23 protein-coding genes, 1 rRNA gene and 1 pseudogene (1 of these 25 only partly in view) are annotated in these 23,841 nt (G+C 49.3%); 7 read left to right on the top strand and 18 right to left on the bottom strand.

The features are described 5' to 3' along the window. The 3 genes from ACLIN2_RS23655 to ACLIN2_RS23665 form a co-directional block, all read right to left on the bottom strand. Positions 1 to 1,632 (bottom strand): ABC transporter substrate-binding protein, encoded by a 1,632-nt coding sequence (locus ACLIN2_RS23655; protein WP_411502319.1) that lies wholly within the window; start codon positions 1,630 to 1,632, stop codon positions 1 to 3. A 351-nt stretch (positions 1,633 to 1,983) separates the two neighbouring features. Beyond that, the gene (locus tag ACLIN2_RS23660) at positions 1,984 to 2,712 is read right to left on the bottom strand and encodes an endonuclease/exonuclease/phosphatase family protein (RefSeq protein WP_411502320.1); all 729 of its coding nucleotides are present in this window, start codon (positions 2,710 to 2,712) and stop codon (positions 1,984 to 1,986) included. 17 nt (positions 2,713 to 2,729) lie between these two features. Then, the gene (locus tag ACLIN2_RS23665; RefSeq protein WP_092275906.1) at positions 2,730 to 4,442 is read right to left on the bottom strand and encodes a sigma 54-interacting transcriptional regulator; all 1,713 of its coding nucleotides are present in this window, start codon (positions 4,440 to 4,442) and stop codon (positions 2,730 to 2,732) included. A 186-nt stretch (positions 4,443 to 4,628) separates the two neighbouring features. On the opposite strand from ACLIN2_RS23665, the gene ACLIN2_RS23670 reads away from it, so the two are divergent. Next, positions 4,629 to 6,155: an alpha/beta hydrolase gene (locus ACLIN2_RS23670; protein WP_411502321.1), complete on the top strand. Its 1,527-nt coding sequence runs from the start codon at positions 4,629 to 4,631 to the stop codon at positions 6,153 to 6,155. Between the two features lie 60 nt (positions 6,156 to 6,215). Here the strand turns inward: ACLIN2_RS23670 and ACLIN2_RS23675 are convergent, their stop codons facing one another. From ACLIN2_RS23675 to ACLIN2_RS23685, 3 genes are all read right to left on the bottom strand, one after another. Beyond that, entirely contained in the window at positions 6,216 to 6,854 is a 639-nt protein-coding gene (locus ACLIN2_RS23675; RefSeq protein ID WP_400587789.1) for a FusB/FusC family EF-G-binding protein, read from the bottom strand. Positions 6,855 to 7,009: 155 nt separating this feature from the next. After that, positions 7,010 to 7,273 carry a CD3324 family protein gene (locus ACLIN2_RS23680; RefSeq protein WP_092275975.1) on the bottom strand — a complete coding sequence of 88 codons (264 nt, stop codon included), beginning with the start codon at positions 7,271 to 7,273 and terminating at the stop codon, positions 7,010 to 7,012. Positions 7,274 to 7,564: 291 nt separating this feature from the next. Further along, positions 7,565 to 8,455: a fumarylacetoacetate hydrolase family protein gene (locus ACLIN2_RS23685; RefSeq protein WP_411502322.1), complete on the bottom strand. Its 891-nt coding sequence runs from the start codon at positions 8,453 to 8,455 to the stop codon at positions 7,565 to 7,567. 182 nt (positions 8,456 to 8,637) lie between these two features. On the opposite strand from ACLIN2_RS23685, the gene ACLIN2_RS23690 reads away from it, so the two are divergent. Further along, entirely contained in the window at positions 8,638 to 9,750 is a 1,113-nt protein-coding gene (locus ACLIN2_RS23690) for an N-acetylmuramoyl-L-alanine amidase (protein ID WP_411502323.1), read from the top strand. A gap of 102 nt (positions 9,751 to 9,852) precedes the next feature. On the opposite strand, the gene ACLIN2_RS23695 is transcribed toward ACLIN2_RS23690, so the two are convergent. From ACLIN2_RS23695 to ACLIN2_RS23735, 9 genes are all read right to left on the bottom strand, one after another. Then, a complete protein-coding gene (locus ACLIN2_RS23695) occupies positions 9,853 to 11,214 on the bottom strand; it encodes a PepSY-associated TM helix domain-containing protein (protein ID WP_411502324.1) in 1,362 nt (453 codons plus the stop codon). A 36-nt stretch (positions 11,215 to 11,250) separates the two neighbouring features. Beyond that, a complete protein-coding gene (locus ACLIN2_RS23700) occupies positions 11,251 to 11,979 on the bottom strand; it encodes an ABC transporter ATP-binding protein (RefSeq protein WP_092275921.1) in 729 nt (242 codons plus the stop codon). 3 nt (positions 11,980 to 11,982) lie between these two features. Next, entirely contained in the window at positions 11,983 to 12,789 is an 807-nt protein-coding gene (locus tag ACLIN2_RS23705; RefSeq protein WP_411502325.1) for an ABC transporter permease, read from the bottom strand. Positions 12,790 to 12,811: 22 nt separating this feature from the next. Continuing rightward, positions 12,812 to 13,360, bottom strand: coding sequence for a nitrous oxide reductase accessory protein NosL (locus ACLIN2_RS23710; RefSeq protein WP_411502326.1), 549 nt, complete (start codon positions 13,358 to 13,360; stop codon positions 12,812 to 12,814). Next, positions 13,357 to 14,790: a right-handed parallel beta-helix repeat-containing protein gene (locus tag ACLIN2_RS23715; protein WP_411502327.1), complete on the bottom strand. Its 1,434-nt coding sequence runs from the start codon at positions 14,788 to 14,790 to the stop codon at positions 13,357 to 13,359. Before ACLIN2_RS23715 ends, ACLIN2_RS23710 begins: the two co-directional genes overlap by 4 nt. A gap of 198 nt (positions 14,791 to 14,988) precedes the next feature. After that, positions 14,989 to 15,468, bottom strand: a complete 480-nt coding sequence (locus ACLIN2_RS23720) for a YbaK/EbsC family protein (protein WP_411502328.1) — start codon at positions 15,466 to 15,468, stop codon at positions 14,989 to 14,991. A gap of 31 nt (positions 15,469 to 15,499) precedes the next feature. Next, positions 15,500 to 16,057, bottom strand: a complete 558-nt coding sequence (locus ACLIN2_RS23725; RefSeq protein ID WP_411502329.1) for a helix-turn-helix domain-containing protein — start codon at positions 16,055 to 16,057, stop codon at positions 15,500 to 15,502. 178 nt (positions 16,058 to 16,235) lie between these two features. Continuing rightward, positions 16,236 to 17,474 (bottom strand): serine/threonine transporter SstT, encoded by a 1,239-nt coding sequence (gene sstT, locus ACLIN2_RS23730; RefSeq protein ID WP_411502330.1) that lies wholly within the window; start codon positions 17,472 to 17,474, stop codon positions 16,236 to 16,238. Between the two features lie 328 nt (positions 17,475 to 17,802). Beyond that, positions 17,803 to 18,993: an acyl-CoA dehydrogenase family protein gene (locus ACLIN2_RS23735; RefSeq protein ID WP_411502331.1), complete on the bottom strand. Its 1,191-nt coding sequence runs from the start codon at positions 18,991 to 18,993 to the stop codon at positions 17,803 to 17,805. A 178-nt stretch (positions 18,994 to 19,171) separates the two neighbouring features. Here ACLIN2_RS23735 and ACLIN2_RS23740 point away from each other — a divergent pair, with 178 nt between their 5' ends. The 3 genes and pseudogenes from ACLIN2_RS23740 (at position 19,172) to ACLIN2_RS23750 (ending at position 21,092) form a co-directional block, all read left to right on the top strand. After that, positions 19,172 to 20,062 (top strand): LysR family transcriptional regulator, encoded by an 891-nt coding sequence (locus ACLIN2_RS23740; protein ID WP_411502332.1) that lies wholly within the window; start codon positions 19,172 to 19,174, stop codon positions 20,060 to 20,062. Continuing rightward, positions 19,977 to 20,570, top strand: a pseudogene (locus tag ACLIN2_RS23745) (GNAT family N-acetyltransferase); the annotation flags it as partial. The gene ACLIN2_RS23740 and the pseudogene ACLIN2_RS23745, both read left to right, overlap by 86 nt. Before the next feature lie 96 nt (positions 20,571 to 20,666). Continuing rightward, the gene (locus tag ACLIN2_RS23750) at positions 20,667 to 21,092 is read left to right on the top strand and encodes a GNAT family N-acetyltransferase (protein WP_258957920.1); all 426 of its coding nucleotides are present in this window, start codon (positions 20,667 to 20,669) and stop codon (positions 21,090 to 21,092) included. 150 nt (positions 21,093 to 21,242) lie between these two features. Here the strand turns inward: ACLIN2_RS23750 and ACLIN2_RS23755 are convergent, their stop codons facing one another. Next, entirely contained in the window at positions 21,243 to 21,590 is a 348-nt protein-coding gene (locus ACLIN2_RS23755) for a VOC family protein (RefSeq protein WP_092275947.1), read from the bottom strand. A gap of 97 nt (positions 21,591 to 21,687) precedes the next feature. After that, the gene (locus tag ACLIN2_RS23760; protein ID WP_411502333.1) at positions 21,688 to 22,143 is read right to left on the bottom strand and encodes a LysR family transcriptional regulator substrate-binding protein; all 456 of its coding nucleotides are present in this window, start codon (positions 22,141 to 22,143) and stop codon (positions 21,688 to 21,690) included. Positions 22,144 to 22,183: 40 nt separating this feature from the next. On the opposite strand from ACLIN2_RS23760, the gene ACLIN2_RS23765 reads away from it, so the two are divergent. Continuing rightward, complete coding sequence (locus ACLIN2_RS23765; protein ID WP_411502334.1) at positions 22,184 to 22,852, top strand: MFS transporter; 669 nt, start codon at positions 22,184 to 22,186, stop codon at positions 22,850 to 22,852. After that, positions 22,791 to 23,108, top strand: coding sequence for an MFS transporter (locus ACLIN2_RS23770; RefSeq protein ID WP_411502335.1), 318 nt, complete (start codon positions 22,791 to 22,793; stop codon positions 23,106 to 23,108). The genes ACLIN2_RS23765 and ACLIN2_RS23770 overlap by 62 nt, the downstream gene beginning before the upstream one ends. 139 nt (positions 23,109 to 23,247) lie before the next feature. Here the strand turns inward: ACLIN2_RS23770 and ACLIN2_RS23775 are convergent. Continuing rightward, positions 23,248 to 23,841: ribosomal RNA gene (locus ACLIN2_RS23775) — 23S ribosomal RNA — on the bottom strand (it continues 2,334 nt past the right edge of the window).

Genomic DNA, 23,841 nt, shown 5'->3' on the forward strand with positions numbered 1-23,841 from the left:
TTACTTATTGAGCCATACTTCCTCAAGTCGATAGTTTCCGGTCGACAATACGTGGAAGCCTTTGACGTAATTCTGCACCGCGTAGGTTGCCGGCTTGTAATAGAGGAACAGGAAGGTCGCATCTTCGCTGACCAGCTTCTGAATTTCGAGGTACATTTCCTTGCGCTTCGCCTCGTCCAGCTCAGCGCGGGCCTTTTCAGCCAGCTCATCCACTTTCGGGTTTTTGTAGCCCGTGTGATACGCATCCGTGCCGCCCGTAGAAACGACTTCAAAGCTCGTCAGCTCATCCGGGTCGATAATATCCGTCGAGAAGTACGTGGTCGCCAGATCGTAGTTCATCTGGTTGACTGATTCATACGCCGCACCTGATTCCATCATTTGAATCTCTACGTCAATGCCCAGTGCTGCCAGCTGATCTTTGACGATCACGGCGATCTGGCGGTCTGTCTCATCACCGGAGGCGATCAGCAGCTTCGTTTTGAAGCCCTGCGGTTTCGAGGATTCGGCCATCAGCTTTTTCGCTTTTTCCAAATCGTATTTGTAGCCTTCGAGCTGATCGTTGAAGTACTTCATTTTTGGCAAATAAGAAGTAGCCATTTCGCCATTGCCCATCAGTACCGTTTTGATGATCAGATCTTTGTCGACCGCGTAGTTGATCGCTTGCCGAATTTTCACGTCGTTAAACGGCTCGTGCGTATGGTTGATGTTGATGACGTCCACGCGAGATACTTGCGGTGTCATAACCGTCAGGGCCGGATCTGCTTGCAGCTCAGCCATTGCGTTGAATGGAACGTTGGAGGCGATATCGATGTCGCCTGCGCGAAGCTGGAAGAGACGGGTCGTATCCTCTGGCACCTGTACCAGCTCTACGCCGTCCAGATAAGGCTTGCCTGCCTGCCAGTAATCCGCGTTTTTCGCCAGCTCCACTTTTTGTCCGCGCTGCCAGTTGGCCAGCTTGAAGGGCCCGGTACCGAATTCTTTGTCGCTCAGAAAATCTTTGCCTTGGTCCTTCACCGCTTTCTCCGACACGATCGAGCTGCTGAACAAAGCGAGAGAAGAAAGCAGCGGTGCATAAGGCGTTTTTGTTTTGATCGTGACTTGGTTGTCACCGGATACTTCTACGGATTCGATGCCGGTATAGATCCAGCTCCAGCTCGAGCCCTCGTCTCGTGCGCGGTCGAGAGAGAATTTTACGTCAGCAGCCGTCATCACGGAGCCATCGTGGAATTTCACGTCTTTTCGCAGGTTGAATACATACGTTTTCTTGTCTTCCGAGATCGTCCAATCGGTGGCCAGAGCCGGCTCTACATCATTTCCGTCTGCCGTCACCCGCACCAGCTGATCGTACATCAAAAGCAGAGCCCAGATCGTCATGTTGTCACCCGGAACGATCGGGTCGAGATTGGACAGATCCTGTGCTCGTGCCAGCTTCAAGATGCCACCTGATTTTGGCGTTTCATCACCTGCATTGGCTGCAGGAGCTGCTGCTGGCTGAGCGGCTGAATTTGTGGTGCTTCCCGAATCTCCCTGGCTGCTCTCTGGTGCGGAAGAACAAGCCACAGTCCCCACCGTCAATAGCAAGGCTGCCATCAGGAGAAAGCCTTTTTTTACAACCTGTTTGAAGCTTACCATCGTAACGTAACCCCCTCTTTCTTTACGAGTCTTCTCGAAGTGCGTGTTCCTTTCTATCCCCCTTTTTTGTGTGATCCTTTCCATAGAGCAGCGGCGCGATTCGCCTACAGATTTTTAATAAAACTGAAAAGCAGTAATAGTTCATTGTTTATTTTGAATATTTTCATTAGTTAGAAAAATATATTGTAATGATAGATTGTGGAAATTACTTTCACAAATTCAATTATTTTATATCTCGTATAAAGTTATCCTATGAAAGCGATTTAGCAAGGAAGGTTAGTTACCCATCTTGTCCAAATGAAAAGAACCTCCGTGAAGAGCGCAGCAGTCGCACTCCATTGAGGTTCTTTGCTAGTTTCCCTTCAAGCGCTCTCCAACCTTTACCACCACCGGCACATGGTCGCTCCATTCCCGCCACTCTTCGTATGTCCCTATTTGAACGGACTCTACTCGCTCGATCCACTTGACAGGTAGGAAGCCATAATCGATATGGTAGCCCTTCTCCCGATGGTGATGAAAATAATAGGTCGGAACAGATTCCTTGCCATGTTCCTCCTGAAAAAAACAGTGGTACGTACTTTCTACCCCATACTCCTTCAGCATTTGGACGACTGCCGTATGGTTTCCGACACGCGGGAGAGCATCCCAAATGGCGTTGCTGTTTAGATCTCCCACTACGAGGCAGGTTTCCTTTTCCAAAAGCGTCTGGTACTGCTGCAGAGCCAAAAACAGCTGCCCGATATAGCCCTGCTTTCTGTCTTTGTGATCCTTTGTCCAAACGGCCAACAGCGTAAAAGACTCCAGGCCTGTCACGCAGATAGGAACAACCCAGCGAAACCGTGGGTCGTAGGCAGGATGAACTGTAAGTGAATACGCGGAAGTACTGAATACACCGAGTCCTTTGTGCGGATTGTCCCCAAACCAGAGAGCGTTTGGAAACAAGGAAGTATGTTTATCACCTAGCCGCTCTATTGATTCACACTCCGAAATGACGGCGATCTCGGGGCGAAACCGCGCAAGCTTCTCCACTTTTTTGCGAAAGGCCTGCCGACAGTTCCATGCGACGATGCCGATGCTCATCCATGATCTCTCCTCGCCTAGGTAACATCCATCCCCAGCTTCTCCAGCTTCCGATACAGGCTCGCCCGATGAATCCCCAGCAGGCTCGCTGCCTTTACCTTATTCCCCTCTGCCTTCTCCAATGCCATGGCGAGCACCTTCTTCTCAGTCTTGGCCAATTCTGCCTCTAGATCCAGTGTCAGACTCTCTCCGTTGACTACGACCTTTCTCTCCTGCAAATAAGCCGGCAGATGCTCTGTCTCAAGCAACCCGTGATCGGCCAGCTGGATCGCTCTCTCCAGCACATTGTGCAGCTCCCTGACATTTCCCGGCCAGCTGTGGGAGAGAAAGACATCCTCCACTCTTGGGCTGAGCCCTGTCACCGATGTATACAGCTCGCGATTCAGCTTCTGGATCAGGTGCTGTGCCATCGCGATGATGGAACCAGTCTGTACGCGCAGGGGTGGGATGCTGATCGTAAAGACATTGAGTCGATAGTACAGATCTTCGCGAAAACGTCCTTCCTCCATCAGCTTTTCCAAAGGGCGATGCGTCGCTGCAATCACGCGGAGATCAACTTGTGTGGGACGCGTGGCTCCGATCCTCTCTACCTCTTTTTCCTGGAGCACTCGCAGCAGCTTTACCTGCATATCCAGCGGCATATCACCGATCTCATCCAAAAACAGTGTACCGCCATGCGCCAGCTCGACCTTGCCTGGCTTGCCTCCTTTTCGCGCCCCAGTGAACGCCCCTTCCTCGTACCCGAACAGCTCTGCTTCCATGAGGTCTTTTGGGATAGCCGCGCAATTGACTCGGACAAACGGGCCTTCCGCACGGGCACTGACACCGTGGATCGCCTGCGCAAACAGTTCTTTTCCCGTGCCGCTCTCCCCTAAAATGAGGATGGAGGATCGCGAGGAAGCCACTTTTTTCGCTAAATGGATCGTCTCCTTTAGCAAATGGTGATCTGCAAAAATCGAATCAAAGGAATACCGGGTCCCGACTACCCGCTTCAGCTCCTGACGGTAGTAATCCAGCTTCCGCTCCATGATGTTGTAGCGATCCACCATGCTGCGCAGCTCACGCAGGTCGTTGAAAATCACTTTTCCCATCGCGCCAATAATCTTGTCGTCCTCGCGCATCGGCATGCGGCTCACGATGATGTCGCGATTTCCTACTCTCATCAGGTGTCCGAGCTCTGCTTTCCCCGTCTCCATGACTTGAGGCATTCTGGTATTCTCGATCACTTCGGTAATCGGTTTTCCAATTGCCTCTTCCATCGTCGTTTCCAGAAAGTCGCAGTACGCTTGGTTGATCATCGTGACGATTCCGTTTCGATCGCACATCACGATACCGTCATACAGCTGCTCGACCAGCTCCCGAAACTGATGGAGCTCCCGTTCTTGCTCCGAAATTTTTCGTGTCGCCGCCTCATAGGAAGTAATGTCCTGAAAGACAGAAATGGCGCCGATGATTTCGCCTTCTTCTACGTAAGGAATCCGGTCCACTAGCAGCGTTTTATCGCCGAAACGGATTTCCACCCGCAAGCTCGCTTTGCCATCCCGTACGACCTGCATAATGTCTGCACCCGGTGTAATTCTCGAGACGTGATGCTGCCTGACTTCCGAGAGCCTCAAGCCCAGTAGCTGACAGCCAACCTGATTGACGTGAAGAATCATTCCCTCCCGATCGATGATCATCATGCCGATTTGCAGCGAGTCGAGAAAACGAAGGAATTGGGGGGTGAGCATATACGTACCTCCTCGTCGCAACTGTAGCAAAAATACGTCATGTCGCAAAAACGCGCCATTCTGTATGCTTCACTTTTGCGACACTTCTGGTTTAAAGGCGCATGAAACCTCTCCATTTCAATTCGGTACGATCCTTGCTTTTCCTAGCAGGACATTGGAACCGCTTTCAACCCAAAGGAGGAACGTATGAAAAGAAACTGGATGTCCCACTCGCTCGCTGCTCTGCTGCTCTCCACCCTTACCATTACATCCTATCCCGTCACCCAGGTCCATGCTGCCTACTCTCCCGTCATCCCCGGCGCACACAGTGTGACCGTGACCCCATTTGACGGAAAAGCGGAAAACTGGCTCACCACGAAAAATCCGTTGCAGTATGCTGCCGCGACCCAGTTTGGCAACATCGGGCTCGCTCCGTACACCTGGGGCTCAAAGGATGATCAGAGCGGCTGGTATCGCATGTACCAACCCGCTGAGGTAGCTGGAACGCAGGTCAATGGCATGTTCGAGGATGCAAAATTCGTCATCCGCGTCCCCGCCGATTGGAATGGAAAGCTCGTCGTCGCAGGCATTCCAGCCACACGCAACGAAACCTCCACCGATCTTTTATTCAGTGACTATGTACTGGAAAAGGGCTTTGCCTATGCTGCTATCGATAAAGGCACACAGGGTGAGATCGATCCGAACGATCCCTTAGCCAAAAACAAAAACGCGCTCGTGTCCGAGGATGATTCCCTCCGTGAATGGAACCTCCGCTATCGTCAGGTAACCAAAGCGGCGCAAGCTTACTTGGCCAGCCATTATTCTGACCAGCTCATTTCAAGCAAGGACAAGAAAAACCCTGCCAGCAAGCTCGTTTCCAAAAGCCATCCGGTCCCTACCTATGCCGTGGGTATTTCCAACGGCGGCTATGTCGTCCGCTACGCCTTGGAAAATGACGACCCGAAAAAGACGAAGGAGCCGAAGCTCTACGATGGGGGCGTAGACTGGGAGGGCGTCATGTGGCGAGCGAAAGAAGCCAATCTCATCACGACATTGACCCCTGTCGTCAATCATGCCCAAGCAGCTATTTTCGGCTCAGGCGCAGAAAAGGAAAAAGCAGCTGAAGCACTGTACGCTGCAGGCGTCCCCAGGGGCTCCGAAAAGCTGTGGGCCTACCATGATCAGGTCTACTGGTTTATCAGCCTGAATATTTACCGGGACGAGTTTGATCCAAAGGCACCACGCCATCTGGACTGGCGCGACTATTTGAATTTCGATAAAAACGGGATGCGCGACCGCAGTCATGACGACGTATTTGCTAGCTACGATTACTTCAAAAGACCGAGCAGTGTGAAAAACAACGTCGCGGCAATCGAGAACACGGGAAACATCAACGTTCCTCTCATTACGGTCGCCGGCTCCTGGGACACACTCATCTTCCCTGATGTGCATGCAAAAGGATATGAGGAGCTCGTGAAAAAAGCCGGGAAAGGAGATTTGCATCGCCTGTACATGGTTGAGAAAGGAAATCACGTCGACAGCCTCGTCTGGAGCAAATCGGACCCGGATCAAGAGCTGCAGCCCCTTCTTCCCTACGTCCATCAGAGCTTTGACATGCTCATCAAATGGGTGGAGGAAAACGAGAAGGCACCAAAGAGCAAGACCATTCCTACCCCACAAGACAACACGCAGGTCATCGATCTGGAGACCGGAGAGGAAATCCAGCCTTACTAGGGACACTCTGAGAAAGAAAGAAGACCGAGCTTGCTGACGTCAGCGCTCGGTCTTGTTTTTTTACTGCGTCATCATCCGAACAAAATCGTCCAGCTTTTCGATCATGGTAATCTGCTGATTGCAGGATTGGCTGTCTTGGCATACATAGTTCCCTCGTTTGAGATACGAACCGTCACCCGAGCTTTTGATTTCCGTAATGAACATGCCTACTTCACCCAATCGGTTGCAAATTGCACACATTCCTTTTTGGTTCATGGGGGTAAACGTACCGTTAAAGCCGACCAGCTTCCCTTGGTATTCGGCGATGACGAATTTCTTTTGCGTCCCGTCATCCTGCCAGCTGACATAGGAATGCTCCTGCAGATTCAAGTCTTTGATAGACGGTGCCTTGAGCTTTTTCGCTTTTGGGAAAAGCTTTTTCAGCGTCTGATCGGTAATGACGGGAAATGGGATGACGTATGGCTGCAGCTCGGACAAATACCGTTTCACATCTGCCGTCTCGGCAATCTGTGCAATCGGATAAAGAAGCAGCTGCTGCTCTTCGCTCAGCACGGGAAACAGGTTTGCCACATTTTCTTTGGCGATATCCTTGCGTGCTCGGTGTACACTCGCATCGCTGCTGGAGGAAAGTCCATTCAGCAGGATCTTGATTTGGGCTTTTATATAATTGTATTGATAGCTCTTCATAAAGGGGGGCATTTTTCTCACTCCAATTCCTGTGTACGTGTTTGCTCTTTTAGACTACACGCTCCACGCAAGGCTCGAAAGGGAGAAGACGATTGGGAAATAATCTTGGCATACACAAAAAAGCACTGTGCGCATCTAACGCATACAGTGCTTTTATCATTTCTGTTTCATTTCGTATAAACGATTTTTTTGATCGTCTCCACGGAAAGGCAATGCTCGACAGCCAGCTGATCAATGGAGCTTCCGCATAAAAAAGCCGTTTTGATCGCACGGTTGCGGTCATCAATCAGCTTTCTTCCACCTGAGCGAGTCCCCCACCTCTGATAGGTCCCCTCCGGCTTTGGAATATAAATCGTCTCGCCTTGCACATATTTCTGGATTTCCTCGATCAGCTTTTCCGGTAGGATCGCGGTTGCATTCACATATTTCATTTCTGCCAGCCCCTTATTTTGAATGAAAGAAAATAAGGATGCAAAGCCAAATGAATGGAAATGCTCTACGCTCATGGGCGATAGTGAATCAGAATGTCTGCCCCATGCAAAGTATCGCCTCTTCCATTTCAGGCTTTGCATGAGTGGCTGCAGTATCCGGCAAACAAACGTGATTTGCCATCCCTTACACCTCCGTTGTTCGTGAAAAATGGCTACTATTTGCTAGTATAATGCAAATTTGAGCCTTTTGCATCTCGTTCCTTTTTCCATGTGTCAGCTGCGCTTAGGCGCTTAGGCTTGGCGGAATGTATTCGTCAGTCTCCCCAGCTTTTCGATTTCGACGGAGACGACATCCTGATCTTTGAGCCAAACCTGTTTCTCTACAGGAAGCCCGGTAATGACTCCCTCCGGTGTGCCTGTGAGGATCACGTCTCCCGGTAGGAGAGGAAAATGCCTGGAGATGTAGCTAATGATTTGGGAGCAAGAGAAGATCATATCGGACGTGCTGGAATTTTGACGCAGCTCCCCGTTCACATACGTACGAATCTGCAGTTGGTCGGGATCACCTACTTCGTCGGCGCTGACAAGGTATGGACCGATCGGACAAAATTTATCGCAGGTTTTGCCCAAAAGCCATTGGGAGGTCGCAAACTGCAGGTCACGAGCAGACACATCATTGGCACTGCAATACCCGTACACGTAGGATAGCGCATCCTCTTCCGTGACGTTGCTCGCCCGCTTTCCGATGACGATCGCAAGCTCTGCTTCGTAGTCGATCTTTTCGGACTCTTTCGGCAGCGGTACGTCCTCTCCATGCCCCGCCAAGGCGTTGGCAAACTTGCTGAACAAAATCGGTGTAGTCGGATATGGCAGGTTGCACTCATCCGCATGTTTTCGATAGTTCAGCCCTACACAAACAATTTTCGAAGGCTTTGGTACGACTGGAGCAAGCTCCAGCTCTTCTTCCTGCAGAAACAGACTCTCGTCTTGGTATGCTGCATCTGTTAGCTTGTCCAGCAGCTGCCGACTTTTGTCCCCTCCGTCGATGAGAGCTTCGATGGTCACAGGCACTTCGGTCCACTCCGTAAATCGGCTGGCTGCTGCCTGCACGTCGAGAATGCCCCTCTCTGTGCGAACTCCCAGGGCAATCCCATCCTGCTTGTAAAATGAGACGGTAATCATGACTGAATCCCTCCTACTGTTCGACCTACTCTTTCGCAGATTCGGCATCCATCCACACAAGTCCTGCAACGCGACTGTTTATAACTTCCTTGTCCAATTCAGGAAGAAATGCCCTACACGAAACGGAAAAGGTTTCCTATAATGATCTGCAAAAGATTCCCATCCATTCGTGAGGAGAAGCCATGAAGAAGATTACTAGCAAAGCAGCTCTCATCACCGCCATGCTGCTATCAACCTCCCTGCCACTTCCCGAACAAACCTCTGCTGCATCCATGGACAACGCCATTGTTTTGGCTACTTCGTTGAATGTGCGCAGCGAGCCTGCCCAACAGGCAAGCATTGTAGGATCCCTTCCTTACGGTACCATCGTCTCCGTAAGTACAGAGTCATATGGATGGGCAAAAATCAGTGCAGGCAAAACAGCAGGATGGGTCGCCGGGCATTATTTGAAGAACACGGATGGCTTGTCCAATCCTGCTCCCGCACCAGTCAGCAAGCCTGCCCAGAAGACGGGCTCCGTTTTAGCCGATGCCCTGCGGCTGCGGACCGGCCCAGGACTGGATCAAGGCGTGATTCGTGTACTGCCGATGAATACATCTGTTACGATCCTTGGTCAACAAAACGATTGGCTGCGCATCCGTCTAGCTTCCGGGGAAACGGGCTGGGTATCCGGAGCCTATATCGGTAACCAGAAAAGTGCTGCATCCGCTGCTTCCCAAGCCAGCCACTCCCAATCAGCCGGGAAGCCAGGTCTGAAAGGAAAGCTCATCGTCATCGATGCCGGCCATGGTGGAAGTGATGTGGGGGCCATTGGTACCAAATATGGCACCTTGGAAAAGACGATCAATCTGCAAACCGCGAACAAGCTGGCCCAACTGCTCCGGCAAAAAGGAGCCGTGGTCGTCATGACAAGAACAGGGAATGATGAAAATCCAGCGTTGCACGATCGGGTGAGTATCAGTGAAGAAAAGGGAGCCGATGCCTTTATCAGCATTCACTACAACTCCTCCCCGAAGAAGGTAAACGGAACCTTGACCTTCTTCTACTCCGATCAAAAAGACAAGCCTTTAGCCCAAGCCATCGAAGAGCGCCTCGGACAGGTCTATGGAACCAAGAGCAACGGGATTTCCTTTGGCAACTACCACGTCCTGCGCGAAAACGATCAGCCCTCCGTTCTTCTCGAGCTGGGCTTTCTGACGGATGCCAAAGATGAAGCGCTGGTACGCACAGCCGACTATCAGCAGCGCTCGGCGGATGCGATCGTGAAAGGGCTTAGTGATTACTTTGAAGAGTAGGTATTTGAGAGCTTGCTGCCAAAAGGATAAAAGAACGGATAGAGAGGAAGATAGCCACTTCCTTCCCTATCCGTTTCTTTTTTTCGGGAAATGCCGTGCTTTCTACGAAGCCGTCAAATCCCTCTTGTTCCCTTTATTCATGAAGGGCATCATCCCTTCCAGAATAACCACCAGTATGAGCGACAAACCAAATAAGGGCATAATCACTCCCAATCCCACCATCAAGACAAGGAAACTGATGGATAAGCTACTGGAGGCTTTAGGTCGAGCAGAAAACGATCCTTCTTTCTTCCGAGACAGCCAGGACTTAAATCCCCAAAAAATGACGAGGAGAAAAGATAGGCAAACGACCAGGTTTATGAGTTTATTTGGCCAGCCGAATAAATGTCCTTCATGCAAGGGGATTCCCCATGTGAACCATTTTGCTAAAATGCCGTAATCCTCATAGCCCACTTTCGAAATCAGCTTTCCGCTGTATTGGTCAAAATAGGTTGTGACTTCTTCGTAGGGACTTACATCGAGGCCTGTTATTCCCGTATTGCTGCCTTTTGATACCGTGAATACACCCTCTTCATTCTTCGGATACACAATGGAATAAGGTTTGGAAATCTGTTCCTTTTCAACCTCTTGCATTAACTGCTGGACACTGATCATGTTGCTGTTGTGTGTCATCATACCAGCCATATCCCCGTGGTGCGCATGAGATTGGTTGGATGCAGGTGCCTCATTTTTTCGTGTAGCCCAAGGAATTTCACTCATATTTGACGTTGGCGGCTGTTGCTTTAACAGCGGGATACCAAAGGAAGGATTCTCTTGAGCCGCTGAGTAAATAAAATTGCCCATAAATGCAGACCAAGGCAAGCTGGTAAAAATAATGACAATCATGGGAATAGTGATGATGGTCCCGATGAATGCATGCCGCTTTTTGTTTTTTTGCTGCTTGGTAAGGTTTTGTTTCATCTTCAATATTTTTCCTCTAAAGGTCATGTAAATACCGGAGATCAGCAAGAAGATTGCCCAGCAGGCAGCCAATTCCACTAAATAGTTGACCACCGTTCCACCTACAAATAATGAGCTATGCGATTCTCTCATCACGTTCGAGAATGTATACTTGGCGTCCTGGCTGCCGACAACCTCATTATTCTCATCTAAAAATACGTATTTTTGGTCGCCATCGTTATTGGTCATCGTCAGACGCGTATTATAGGGCTCATCCAAAACAATGACCTTGGAGACTGAATAGTCCCTGAATTGCTCTACCGCCTTCTCAATCCCTTTATCAATGGTTAATGCTTCTGTACGATTGCTTTTTCCAAAGAACAGGTCATCGTAAGCGCGATTTTCTACATCTGTATAAAATAAATAGCCAATGCCCGTTAACGTTAATGTAATCAAGAGTGGTGTGATAAAAAAGGCTGCATAGAAATGCCAGCGCCAAAAACGATTATAATGGTTCGCTTTCATGTGTAACCCCCATCATGAGAATAGCAAAGCTGATTTTTACTTTTGTAGGGTAGGCGCAAACAGATCGGCGAACGCTCCGTATAATCCAAGCGCCCCGTACTCTGCCTGATATTCCTGTATAGAGCTGTCTCGTACGACATGCCCGTTCATCAGGAAGATCGCCCGGTCAGCAACTGTATCCGCGACTTGCAGCTGATGCGTCGAAAACAGGACGGACTGGCCTGCTTGTTTCAAATCCCGCACGAGATCGACGAATGCATCCATCCAATAAGGATCAAGCCCGTTTGTCGGTTCATCCAGAACGACGAGAGCTGGTTTGGCTAAAATGGCTTGGGCAAACAGCAGGCGCTGCTGCATTCCCTTCGAAAACTGCGTAACCCGTTTGTTTTTCACCTCCTCCAGTCCAACTGCACGGAGGGCCTTATCGGCCACTTCCACTGGTTTCCCTCGCAGCGCAGCATAGAAGCGAATCGTTTCGCGTGCAGTCAAACCAGCAGCAAAGTTGAAATGATCCGGCATGTACCCGATTTGCTCTAGGTAATCCACTCGTTGCTCTACGTGAGTCTTCCCGTTCAATGAGATTTTGCCAGAAGTAAGTGACAGAATTCCGACGATCATGCGCAGAATCGTACTTTTCCCCGCTCCATTCCCACCGCAGAGAGCGACTACCTCGCCTGGCTGTATCTGCAGATCGAACGGCTGAACGATCACTTTGCCCGCTATCTTCTTCGTAGCTTGCTGTATTTGCAATCCGTTCGTTGTCATGTGCTACCTCCTTTCCCATGCCTTGCTCGCGATAAACAGGGTTGCCCCGATCCAACCGACGATGAGTCCACCAAAGATGACATCGCCCAGAGGGGAATCAATCCAATACATCCACTTGTAATATTCAGGACCAAATATCGAGCCCCCGCCCAAGCGTGCGACAGAATAAATACGCACGAACTCAGCAGGATTGAAAAACGTCGCGAGTTGCAACAGGGGCTTAATCCACGTATATGGAACAAAACTAAGCAGAGAAATGAGAAGAGTCGGCCAAGCCAGAATCAGAAAAAACCAAACGGCAACCCCCATTGTGAGAGCCTGCCAGCGATTTTTACTGAGAGCACCGATGACAATCGCCACCCCTAAAAACAAAAGAATGATAGACACCGAAAAGACAAGCAGAAACAAGAGCGCCGTGAAAGAGAAACTTTTCCCCAAAAAAACGCCCGCTACGCCTGACAGACCATATCCAAAACAGATAATCGCGATCAGCACGATTGCTTGCCCCACGTACTTTCCAAACAAAAACGAAGTTGTGGTCATGGCATACGTAGATAATAGCTGCCAGTTACCCTCCTCTTTTTCCGCAGTCAGGGAAAAAGAAGAGAGGAGCATGGTCATCAATGGCAGCAAGTACAAAATGAGGTTCAGCATGGTACCCGTGGAGTACGTGTAGCCATCCAGAAAGCTCTGCGACTGGATCACCAAAAGCCCCAAGCTGAACAAAGTGAACAAAGCGAGAAAGGAGTACGACCACGGATTACGAAAACCGACAGTCACTTCCCGTTTGGCGATAAGCTCGATGTGCATGATATTCTACTCTCCCCTGTCATTAATGGGACGAATGCTGCATCGTACCTTCCGAAGATTTGTTGTTGTCCTGATTCATGTTCATGTCCATATCCTTGTGTTCGCTCATCGTCCGTTCCCAGGTATGGCTTTTGAGACTATCAACACTCATCACGGTGCCCGTTTTTTGTTCTTGTACAAACTTCTCCGCCGCTGCTTTGTCCTGAAAGGAGAGGATGCCGTATCCCATCGGTGTTTTATATGTCTTGTCATAGGCAAAAGCTGCCTGTTCTTCCTTCAACCACTCTGCTGTGTAGTAATCGCGCACGAACTGTGTATCTACTTGCTCCGTTCCATTCTTTTCAGTCCATTCATGCATGCATCCAATATCATCAAACTTCAACACTTTTCCATCCTTGAGAACAAGCTCTGTCGCGTGCTGGTCATTGGCAACATGCATGTGGCATATATCACATTTGTCCACCCCTTCTGCGATCTCAACAGGCTGAGCCTCTTGTTTACCGCAGCCGATGACAAACAAACTAATCCCAACTACCGCACCCATAATGGTGGTCCATGTTCTTTTCTTCATTGCCGTTTTCCTCCCTTATACATAATCGTTGTACTGCCTGCGAGAAGGAGCAACCCCAGTATCCCGGTTGCCCATGGAGTGCCGGATGCTTGATCCTTCGCATTCATAGAAATTGCTACTAAAGGACTTTCATCTCGAATCACGGCATTTGTTACGGAAGAGAAAAGGTTCTCTAAAAAAACGAACCCTGGTGCCTGAAAAAAAAGCTGGTAAGGCGGTACAGCATCCGTCAATGCTAGGTAAAAGGGATTCATTTCGTAAGGAAGCTCACTACGCCCATCCCCATTCGTGTCGAGCGTCTGCAAATTATCCCAGTAGTTTCCGCGAAAAGAGTCCGTGGTACTATCCTGGGCTTGGGCCTGAATCACGTTGGAGATGAACAGGTTTTCTGTAAACGTATTCGCTGACGACGCTTTCACCTGCATTCCGATGAAATTCAGCTTGAGTCGATTGTCTCTGATGTCAATGCCAGTCGAGTTTTCCAGATACAACCCCACTCGGTTGCCTTCGATAGAATTGCTTTTAATCTGCGAATCGGTCACGGCATACAAGAGGATGCCTTGTGCACTCGGGTTGTTTTTCTGTTTGAAGAACTGATTGTTTAGAACGGTAGCTTGCGTCGTTTCCATCAACATCGCGCCCGTTACGTTTTCGCTGCCGGTATTCTCTTGCAGCAGCGTCTTGGCAGTTCCCATGAAGTGGTATCCATAACGTGATGTCTCGACCTTGTTTTGGACGATCTGGTTGCCGTTGCTGTTTTCCAGATAAATACCATCAAAAACATTGGTGATTTTGTTTGCAACGATTCGATTTTGATGGGATTGGAACAAATCGATGCCGTTCCCTTTGCGAGCCGGGACATTCTGTGCTGAGGCTGCTACCTTGTTCGCAGACGAAGCTCCATGGCTGGCATGATCATGCACGGCCCCACCGTAGATACTCTGCTCCTTAGCCTTACCCGTGACACTGATGTTGTGCAGAGTATTATTCGTTGCCTCTCGCAGCTGAATCCCTGTTCCCATTGTCTCGATGCGAACTTGCTCGAGAACATTGTGACTTCCCTTTAGAACGAGGGAAGCTTCAGCACTATTGACTCGTTTGTCCGAGATCGCAATGCCTTTGAGTGTGACATGATCACTGCTGATCACGACCACTGGTTCATCTTTTGGATCAGGTGAAGGATTTGAGATGATGACAGAGCCTTGGGCGACCAACGTAATCGGCTTGGCAATACGTATGGGACCCGTGTACATGCCCTCTGGTATTGTCAAAAATGAGCCGGGAAGTGCTTGGTCTATTTGTTTTTGCAGCGCGTCCTGTTCAATAAATCCTGTAGCTGACACACGAACAGGGAGAAGTTGGAAAAGGATGAGAAAAGCGCCGATTGACAAACGAAAACAAATAGACCACTGCTTCCAACCTCGTTGCAAGGTGAATCCCCCCTTCGACGACTTACTATTGTGGAGCTATCACAAGCATATCAGCACATGACTATTTTCAAATGACTCAACCGGGCTATGAAAGATGGCAAAAAACAAAACGATTGGAACAAACAGCCTGGCCAAATAGAAAACCATCCCACGCACTGACGTGTGGGATGGTTCTTGTTTACTCCGTATGCGAATTAGCTATTTGATCGGCAATACTCGCCCGCCTGTCATTTTGAGCAGCTCATCGGGCGTCAGTTGGAAAACGGCTTTCGGATGCCCTGCCGCTGCCCAGATCGTCTGGTACCGAAACAAATCCTCGTCCACGATCGTCTCGATCGCCCCCGTGTGGCCAACCGGCGCGACACCTCCTATGACAAAGCCCGTCCTCTCCCGTACGAAATCGGCATCAGCTTTTCCCAGCTCGTCCTCTACATACGTCGAGATGAGCTTTTCGTTTATTCGGTTCACACCGCTTGCCACGACGAGCAGGGGGCGCTCGGACTTTTTCAGGCGAAACAGGATCGACTTGGCTATTTGCGCAATCTCGCATTCAATAGCGCTTGCGGCCTCCTGCGCCGTTCGTGTGCTGTCTGGCAGTTCTACGACCTCATTGGTGTATCCCAGCTCTCGCAGCACATTCTGGACACGTTGCGCACTCTCTTTCATTCCCTGACTCACTTCGATTCCCTCCCCTTATGCTTTTGGTAAATTACGCTTCCGGATAATGCATGATGACCTGTATCGTAGTTTCCTGCGCTGACACATTCTTGTAGCAGTGCGGAACATTGCCAGTAAAACGGATGGCCTCGCCTTTGCCCAGTGAATAGATCTCCTCCTTTACCTGGATCGTGAAGCTGCCAGATTGGACAGTGATGTATTCGAGCACGCCATCGTTATGTGGCGAGGAGCAATAGTTAGCTCCCGGGCTTAGTACGATGGTAAAGATTTCCATAAGCGTTTGCGGATCAAAGGGAAACAGCAGGTAGACCTTGCATCTTCCCTCGTCCTCCGTGATGTCCGGCTGCAATCCTGGAATCACGATCGACACAGCTGTATTCTCTTCTTTTAACAACGAGGAAAAGGAGATGTTCAGTCCGGTCGCAATCTTCCAAACCGTCGTCACGGTGGGGGTCACTTCCCCCCGTTCGATCTGATGCAGCATGCCTTTGCTGACATGGGTGGCGCTTGCTACCTTATCCAGACTGAGCCCTCGCTGCTTTCGGATACGCTGCAGGTTATGGCCGATGCGAATATGTATGGAATCCACCTTTTGGAAGATACCTCCTTTTTGTTTGGTTTATTATACAATCAACTCAATATAAAATACAATCTGTCTCATTCTGCTTGATGTCGCCATTCTTTTCCCCCAAAAAAGCTACCCCCAATCATTAGTCCATCCTAACAATTGGGGGTAGCTCCTGTATCCGCGCAAGAAAGTTTCTTCTTTACGCTGCTTTGGAGATATTGATTTGTTTTCCTTTTTTTCGCCATTCTTTAAACTCAGCTGTTGCTGTGAATAGAACATCCGAAGAGGAGTTAAGTGACGTTTCAAAGGAGTCTTGTAACACACCAATGATAAAGCCAACACCGACTACCTGCATCGCAACCTCATTCGGAATACCAAACAAGCTGCATGCAAGAGGGATCAGTAATAAAGACCCACCAGCTACCCCAGAAGCTCCGCACGCACATATAGCGGATACGACGCTGAGGATGATTGCCGTAGGAACATCAACTTGAATACCAAGTGTATGAACTGCTGCCAGGGTCAAAACAGAAATCGTTACAGCTGCCCCAGCCATATTGATGGTAGCCCCTAATGGAATCGACACGGAATAACTATCCTTATTCAGACCTAGATTTTCGCACAATTTCATATTTACAGGAATATTTGAAGCTGAGCTTCGTGTAAAGAATGCTGTAATGCCGCTTTCCTTCAAGCACTTAAAAACAAGCGGATAAGGATTTTGTCTTATAGCAGCAAATACCATGATTGGATTAACAACCAGCGCCACAAATAGCATACAGCCAATCAAGACAGCGAGTAATTTTGCGTAGCCTAGCAGCGCACCCAAACCATTCGCAGTAATCGACTCAAATACGAGACCCATAATTCCGAGTGGTGCAAATTTAATAACCCAGCCCACCATTTTGGAAACGGCATCTGAAAAATTGCTGATCATCGTTTTCGTTGTATCTGCAGCATTTCTTAATGCCAAGCCAAGAAGTACTGCCCACGCCAAGATACCGATATAATTCGCTTTCACAATGGCGTTAACGGGGTTATCCACCACATTTAGCAGCAATGTCTTCAAAACCTCGACAACACCACTGGGAGGTGTCACATCCTTTGCTCCCTCAGCCAGAGTTAAGTCTACAGGGAAAATAAAGCTTGCAATAACGGCGACAGATCCTGCTAAAAAGGTTCCTAACAGGTAGAGGACAATAATCGATTTCATATTCGTTTTCTGACCACTTTTATGCTGGGCGATGGCTGACATAACCAAGAAGAGGACCAGCACTGGTGCAATCGCTTTCAAAGCGCCGACAAATAAAGAACCGAAAATAACTACAGGTTTTGCCACTTCAGGGATCATAACAGCTAGGATAATACCAATCATTAAGCCTACAATGATTTGCTTGACCAAGCTCACTTGATTTACCTTTGCAAGTATGTTTCTCATAGATGTTCCCCCACTAAGATAAATTTGTAACATCATTGCTGTCGAGTTCTTCGCTTCTCTTTTGGCAGGTAATAGATTTGTTTGCTTCCATGGATAGCCATTTTGAAAAACGTCTACTCATAAAGACAAACTAATATTATTATACTGATTTTTTAATTCATTTCAATTAAACATTTTTTCATTTATTGAACAAATATCCCTTTTGCGCGAATCCTCTGTCGTTTCCTACTAACGATATCTGGTCTGTCTTTCGCCTTGCCTCCGCAAGAAAGCGGTAGTCAGGATCTTACATGCATCCAGACTACCGCTGCTCTTCATTTTTCCTCTGTCAGGAAAGCCGGGAATCCTTTTCGTTCAGAGGTAATCCCAACTCCAGCTTGCCAAACATTTCCCCTAGGTGATCCATGTTAAAGGTGATGTGCATAGCCGATGCCTGGACATCTCTCCAGTAGCGTTGAAGAGGATTGGCTTCAAACATGCTGCCTGCGCCACTCGACTCCATCATGGTCTTCACGGCTTGGTTGCACAGCCTCGCTGTAAAGCCGTAATTTCGCCGTAAACGCAAGCGTTCGTACGTATCGATCGGCCCACCTGTTTCCAGTCTTGACAGTGATTTTTCAAACAGCGCTTGGGCGGCCTCCAGGGTCGCAGACACCTCCGCGACGCGAATTTGCTGATGGGTAAAGTCAGCCACCTTGGCATTTCGTACGGTGGACTTCCCTTTGATTCCATCTCTCCACAGCTCATAAGCCCCCAGGCTTGCCCCCATCAGCGCGGACGCGAGACTCACGGGAATCACTGCATACAGCGGATGCTTGTACAGTTCATTGTCAGACAGCTGACTTCCGGGCCCTTCTCCCTTTTGGCACCAGGCCACCATATCAATCGTTCGATGCTCTGGAATAAATACTTGCTGTACACGGAGATTGTTGCTTCCTGTTCCCTTTTGTGCGATCGTCTTCCAGGTGGGAAGAATCGTAAAATCGCTTTTGGGTACGAGCATCATCATCGCCTGCGGAGATACGTCAGGCTCACTGGCAGCCACGTGGGCAAAGATCATGGCCCAGTCACTGTGATCGATTCCAGAGGAGAAGCCCCATTCTCCATCGACCATGTATCCTCCATCTACTCGCACGACCCGATTGGCAGGCGAACCGCCAAAGGAGGAGGCAATACATGCATCTGGATCCTCTCCCCAAACGTCTCTTTGTGCCTCATCTGGATAATAAGCGAGCATCCAGGAATGCAGCACCAGTAATCCAAAGCACCAGCCAGCGGAAGGATCGGCTTTTGCAATCTCACGTGTCGTTTGGTACATCGTGTCAATCCCCAGCTCAGATCCTCCCCACCGCTTGGGCATGAGCGCACGGATCAGTCCGGCATCGCGAAACGCCAGTATCGTTTCCTTTGGCTGACTGCGAAGCTCTTCAGAGAGAGCTGCCCGGGAGCGGATCGCCGGCAGCATTTCGCGGACGAGCTCCATCGCTTTCTCATGAGTAAGGGGCTGTAAACGTTGCATCGTAATTTCCTCCCGACTTTTATGTCCTTATCAATCATGGTACACCTGGACACACGCAGAGCTGAAATATCCGATCGTTATTCCGTCATAAGCTTCCCTTATTACGAACTTACTCAAAAGCGCCTCTGTGTTATGATAAAACAAAGCTTTCTCTCGAAAATAGACACAGGAGGCAAAGATGGACATCCGTCAGCTTCGCTATTTTATTGCCGTCGCCGAGCACTTGAATTTTTCCGAGGCCGCACGCAGCCTATTCGTCGCTCAGCCCGCCATTAGCCAACAGATCGCGTATCTGGAAAAGAAGCTGGGCGTCAAGCTGTTCATCCGCAGCAAGCATTCCGTCGAGCTGACACTGGTTGGAACACTCTTTTTAAAAGATGCCCGCGAGATTGTGCAGCGCTTGGAGGAGTCGGTCGAGAACGTCCGTCTGGCAGAAGAAGGAAGGATCGGAACCATTCGCATCGGTCTTTTGAGTGTTTCGGTACGGTCGTTTCTCCCACTGGTCGTGAGGTCCTTCCGCAAGAAGTATCCCAACATCCACATTCATTTTGCTTTTTACAACGTAGGAGAAATCAACAAAAAGCTGGAGAGAGATGAAATCGATCTCGCCTTTACCCTGTCGCACGGACTGGGCAGCATGAAAGGAATCGCTTACCAGAAGCTTTGGGCACAGCCGTACTGTGTCATCCTGCCGCATGATCACAGGCTTGCCGCGAGCACTTCTCTGCGTCTTGAGCAGCTGTCCACCGAGCCCTTCGTGATGCTGGATCGTGCCCAGTCGCCTCAAGGCTATGATCACATTTTGACACTATGTGCAAAGCATGGCTTTTCCCCTGATATCGTCAGCCACGCTTCTCGTATCGATGCTGTCATGCTCATGGTCGATGCTGGGATCGGAATTACGGTCCAATCCAAACATGTCCAGATGTATGCTACTCCCAGCCTCCGCTTGATCGATCTGGAGGGGGACGGATACGAAGCTGATGTCGTCGCCTGCTGGAAGAAAGACACCCCAAACCGCTCCATCGTCTTGTTCATGGAGGAAGTCGCCAGGCAGCTGGAGAAATAGTGGACCAATTGTGTCTTTGTCAAAACGAAAGGCTGTGATTCCTATCGCTCATCATCTCTTTGTCGATGCGAGGATCGAAACCGAAAGACTCCTCCTTCGTCCCTATCAGCCCGATGATGCCCACGACTTGTTTCTAGCCGTATCGGGTCAGCATTTCTATGATTTCATCCCAGGAGAAAGCACCCCTACCTTAAAAGAGGTACAAGGGATCATAGACTGGTCCATCTCCTGCTGCGAGCGCAATACCAAGGAGCAAATCCATAAATTCAATCTGGGCGTCATCTGCAAGGAAACCGATCGTCTCATCGGGTACTGCGGGCTCGGTCCCTACGATCTCGACCCTACGAAAATAGAAATCTATTACGGAATCTCGGAACGCTATACGGGTCGGGGCTTTGCTACAGAAGCGGCAGCAGCCGTTCTTTCCTATGGACTGGATGTACTGGAGCTGGACGAAATCATCACCACTGTGCATCCGCAGAACCACGCCTCCCTACGGATTCTGCAAAAAATCGGAATGAGCTACTCTCACTCCCTGCATAACCTGCCCGAGGATTTCTCCGATTTTGAATCCTACAGTTATTACTCGATCAAAAGGGAAGGCCTGCCGCGGAAATTACACATTTCCAGTGAAACGACGCAAGCAGATAAAGACTACGTGCGTAAAAAAATGTACGTCTTCAATGCAGCACACTTCCCTGCCGAGCTGAAAGGGAGATATCAGGAGGTCAATCTTTTCGTCAAGAATGCGCAAGGAGAAGTTCTTGGCGGCTTGCTCGGTGAGATCTGCTGGAACTGGCTCGAGGTGCACTACTTATATGTGAGCGATGAGCTTCGCCAATCCGGTTATGGCACCAAGCTCATGCGGGAAGCAGAAAGAATCGCCCGGGAAAAACAGTGTGACTTCATCAAGCTGGATACGCTGAGCTTTCAGGCATTGGATTTCTATCGCAAGCTGGGCTTTGAGGTGTACGGGCAGCTGCCCAATGCTGGAGGGTATACGCATTACTATTTGAAGAGGGATTTGTGAAGGGTTTGTAGACCGGCTCTTGGTCAAGGTGTTGTGGAGAGGAGGAAAAGGGAGAACGCACTAGCTTTTTTCCCTTTTTCCTCGGCATGCTTCACTTCTGTCCTTTGAAAAAACAATGGTTCCTTTTTATTTAGGTGAATTTCCAATCCCTTACTTCTCCCAAAGCTCGACCAATCGACCTTCAGGATCTTTAATCCAAACAAACTTTCCAAATTCACTACTCTCTTTTTCCTTTGCGAGAGGCACACCCATATGTTCAAGATGCTGGATCGTCTCGTTTAGATCATGTACTTGGAAATTGAGCATCACTTGTTGCTCTGTTGGAAAATAGCTGTCATCCTCGGCAAAGAAAGAAAAGATCGTCTCATTTCCTGATTGGGGTTTTATCACAGTCCCATTCCAATTTTCTATGTCAAGCTTCAGCACTTCGCTATACCACTTTTTCACCGCTTCCAGATCCTTCGTTCTCCAAAATACTCCTCCGAAACCTTTAATCATCGTATCCAGCTCCTGTCTGCGTTATTAATTTTTGCTATCCGATTCATGAGAGATTCGAGAATGGCAGGTATGTTCCTTTTCCGACAAGCTCAGCGTTCTACTGCCTGATTTGCTCAATAAAATGCCGAGCTGCCATTGAAAGGTAGTGGTCCTTTAGCCAAATGATCCCCGATGCGGCGCTTAAATGCGTGTCATCAATCCTCGTGGCTTTCAACTCGTGTCCCTTGTGCATTTTCAGCACAACCTCGGGCACGATCGTTGCCGCGAAACCCGATGAAACCAGTTCCAACAGCATGGGAATATCCGAGCATTCGGACAACAGATTTACTTCCAATTTGCGACGGCTAAATTCCTCCACGATCATGTGGTAGACCCCTAAGCCTTCGGTACTCGGCAAAATCAGCGGATTGGCCTGCATGACGGAAAAATCATCGAGCTCCAGCGGGAAGCGTACGATCGCCAGCTCGATCACCCTTTCCTTTACCATCTTACAGAGCTGAGCCGACTCGTTTTGCTGAATTTTATAGGTAATGTGTGGATAACGCTTTTTCACCCATGCGGGCAATTTCGCCGATAGGTACGGTCGAAAGCCTTTGATTGTCCTCGGGCTGAGCTTATTCTCCCTCTCCAATTTCTCGGCAGCACTTGCTGACGATCTGATGCTTTTGTTCGTATCACGCTTAATTGGTGGAATTGGCTCTGCTGCTCTGGTGCCATCCATCATGGCTTATGCAGCGGATATTACAACGAACGAACAGCGCACCAAAGCCATGTCGTATATCGGAGCGTCCATGTCCTCCGGTTTTATTATCGGGCCAGGTGTCGGAGGATTACTCGCTGAGTTTGGCATGCGTACGCCCTTTTTCGCATCTGCGTGCATCGGTGTTCTGTCGATGATCGGCAGCATGGTCTTCTTACCCGAGTCACTATCGTTGGAACACCGTATGACTCGACAACAATCCCGGGATAAAAAACCCAACGTTTTCCTGCAGCTTGCCCTATCGATCAAGTCTTGTTTTTTCGTCCTACTATTCCTTGTCTTCGTCCTTACCTTTGGCCTTACTCACTTTGACGCGATTTATCCTTTATACGTGGTTCAGAGCTATGGCTTTACCAGCCGTGACATCGCTATCTTGTTTACCTTATGTTCGCTGATGGGTACGTTCAACATTGCTATTGTCTTCGATCTCGTTCGTCCTTTTGCTACTTTCAGGGAATTTCTGGTATGTCATGTTTATCACGATGCTGTTTTTCACCTGTAACAACATCTTGCAGCCAACGACCAACACGCTTCTCTCCAAGGGGGCCGGGGAAGAACAAGGATTCGTCGCTGGAATGAACAATGCTTACATGAGTCTGGGAAATATTTTTGGACCCTTACTTGCCGGCATTCTGTTTGATGTTCATATCCATTTGCCTTATCTGTTTGGAGCATTGGTCCTTTTAACTGCCCACTTCGTCTCCGTCAAATGGATTGAGAGGAAGGAAACCGTCACAAGCATTGCAATGAATGAATAAGAAAACCCGTAGCGAAGCTTAACGGGGACTATCATCCGTGAATGCGAATTTTGTGTTTTTCAGCAGCAAAAAAACCATTCCTTTACGGAATGGCTTTGTCATTCATTCAAAACTGGCTCTGCATGTTTGCTAAGTATGTGTGGATAAGTCCTCGACCGATTAGTATTCGTCAGCTCCACGTGTTACCACGCTTCCACACCGAACCTATCAACCTCATCGTCTATGAGGGGTCTTACCAGCTTGCGCTGTGGGAAGTCTCATCTTGGAGGGGGCTTCACGCTTAGATGCTTTCAGCGCTTATCCCGTCCGCACATAGCTACCCAGCTGTGCCACTGGCGTGACAACTGGTGCACCAGCGGTGCGTCCATCCCGGTCCTCTCGTACTAAGGACAGCTCTCCTCAAACTTCCTACGCCCGCGACAGATAGGGACCGAACTGTCTCACGACGTTCTGAACCCAGCTCGCGTACCGCTTTAATGGGCGAACAGCCCAACCCTTGGGACCTACTTCAGCCCCAGGATGCGATGAGCCGACATCGAGGTGCCAAACCTCCCCGTCGATGTGGACTCTTGGGGGAGATAAGCCTGTTATCCCCAGGGTAGCTTTTATCCGTTGAGCGATGGCCCTTCCATGCGGAACCACCGGATCACTAAGCCCGACTTTCGTCCCTGCTCGACTTGTAGGTCTCGCAGTCAAGCTCCCTTCTGCCTTTACACTCTACGAATGATTTCCG

The organism is Brevibacillus centrosporus (genome assembly GCF_046622605.1).
GTDB classification, from domain to species: Bacteria; Bacillota; Bacilli; order Brevibacillales; family Brevibacillaceae; genus Brevibacillus; species Brevibacillus centrosporus.

Excerpts from the sequence above, each read along its gene's own strand:
- ACLIN2_RS23680 (WP_092275975.1), bottom strand. The coding sequence starts at position 7,273 with ATGAAATATGTGAATGCAACCGCGATCCTACCGGAAAAGCTGATCGAG.
- ACLIN2_RS23665 (WP_092275906.1), bottom strand. The coding sequence starts at position 4,442 with ATGCTCACCCCCCAATTCCTTCGTTTTCTCGACTCGCTGCAAATCGGC.
- ACLIN2_RS23735 (WP_411502331.1), bottom strand. The coding sequence starts at position 18,993 with ATGCAACGTTTACAGCCCCTTACTCATGAGAAAGCGATGGAGCTCGTC.
- ACLIN2_RS23660 (WP_411502320.1), bottom strand. The coding sequence starts at position 2,712 with ATGAGCATCGGCATCGTCGCATGGAACTGTCGGCAGGCCTTTCGCAAA.
- ACLIN2_RS23695 (WP_411502324.1), bottom strand. The coding sequence starts at position 11,214 with ATGAAAGCGAACCATTATAATCGTTTTTGGCGCTGGCATTTCTATGCA.
- ACLIN2_RS23755 (WP_092275947.1), bottom strand. The coding sequence starts at position 21,590 with ATGATTAAAGGTTTCGGAGGAGTATTTTGGAGAACGAAGGATCTGGAA.
- sstT (WP_411502330.1), bottom strand. The coding sequence starts at position 17,474 with ATGAGAAACATACTTGCAAAGGTAAATCAAGTGAGCTTGGTCAAGCAA.
- ACLIN2_RS23705 (WP_411502325.1), bottom strand. The coding sequence starts at position 12,789 with ATGCACATCGAGCTTATCGCCAAACGGGAAGTGACTGTCGGTTTTCGT.
- ACLIN2_RS23700 (WP_092275921.1), bottom strand. The coding sequence starts at position 11,979 with ATGACAACGAACGGATTGCAAATACAGCAAGCTACGAAGAAGATAGCG.
- ACLIN2_RS23675 (WP_400587789.1), bottom strand. The coding sequence starts at position 6,854 with ATGCCCCCCTTTATGAAGAGCTATCAATACAATTATATAAAAGCCCAA.
- ACLIN2_RS23655 (WP_411502319.1), bottom strand. The coding sequence starts at position 1,632 with ATGGTAAGCTTCAAACAGGTTGTAAAAAAAGGCTTTCTCCTGATGGCA.
- ACLIN2_RS23710 (WP_411502326.1), bottom strand. The coding sequence starts at position 13,360 with ATGAAGAAAAGAACATGGACCACCATTATGGGTGCGGTAGTTGGGATT.
- ACLIN2_RS23690 (WP_411502323.1), top strand. The coding sequence starts at position 8,638 with ATGAAGAAGATTACTAGCAAAGCAGCTCTCATCACCGCCATGCTGCTA.
- ACLIN2_RS23740 (WP_411502332.1), top strand. The coding sequence starts at position 19,172 with ATGGACATCCGTCAGCTTCGCTATTTTATTGCCGTCGCCGAGCACTTG.
- ACLIN2_RS23670 (WP_411502321.1), top strand. The coding sequence starts at position 4,629 with ATGAAAAGAAACTGGATGTCCCACTCGCTCGCTGCTCTGCTGCTCTCC.
- ACLIN2_RS23685 (WP_411502322.1), bottom strand. The coding sequence starts at position 8,455 with ATGATTACCGTCTCATTTTACAAGCAGGATGGGATTGCCCTGGGAGTT.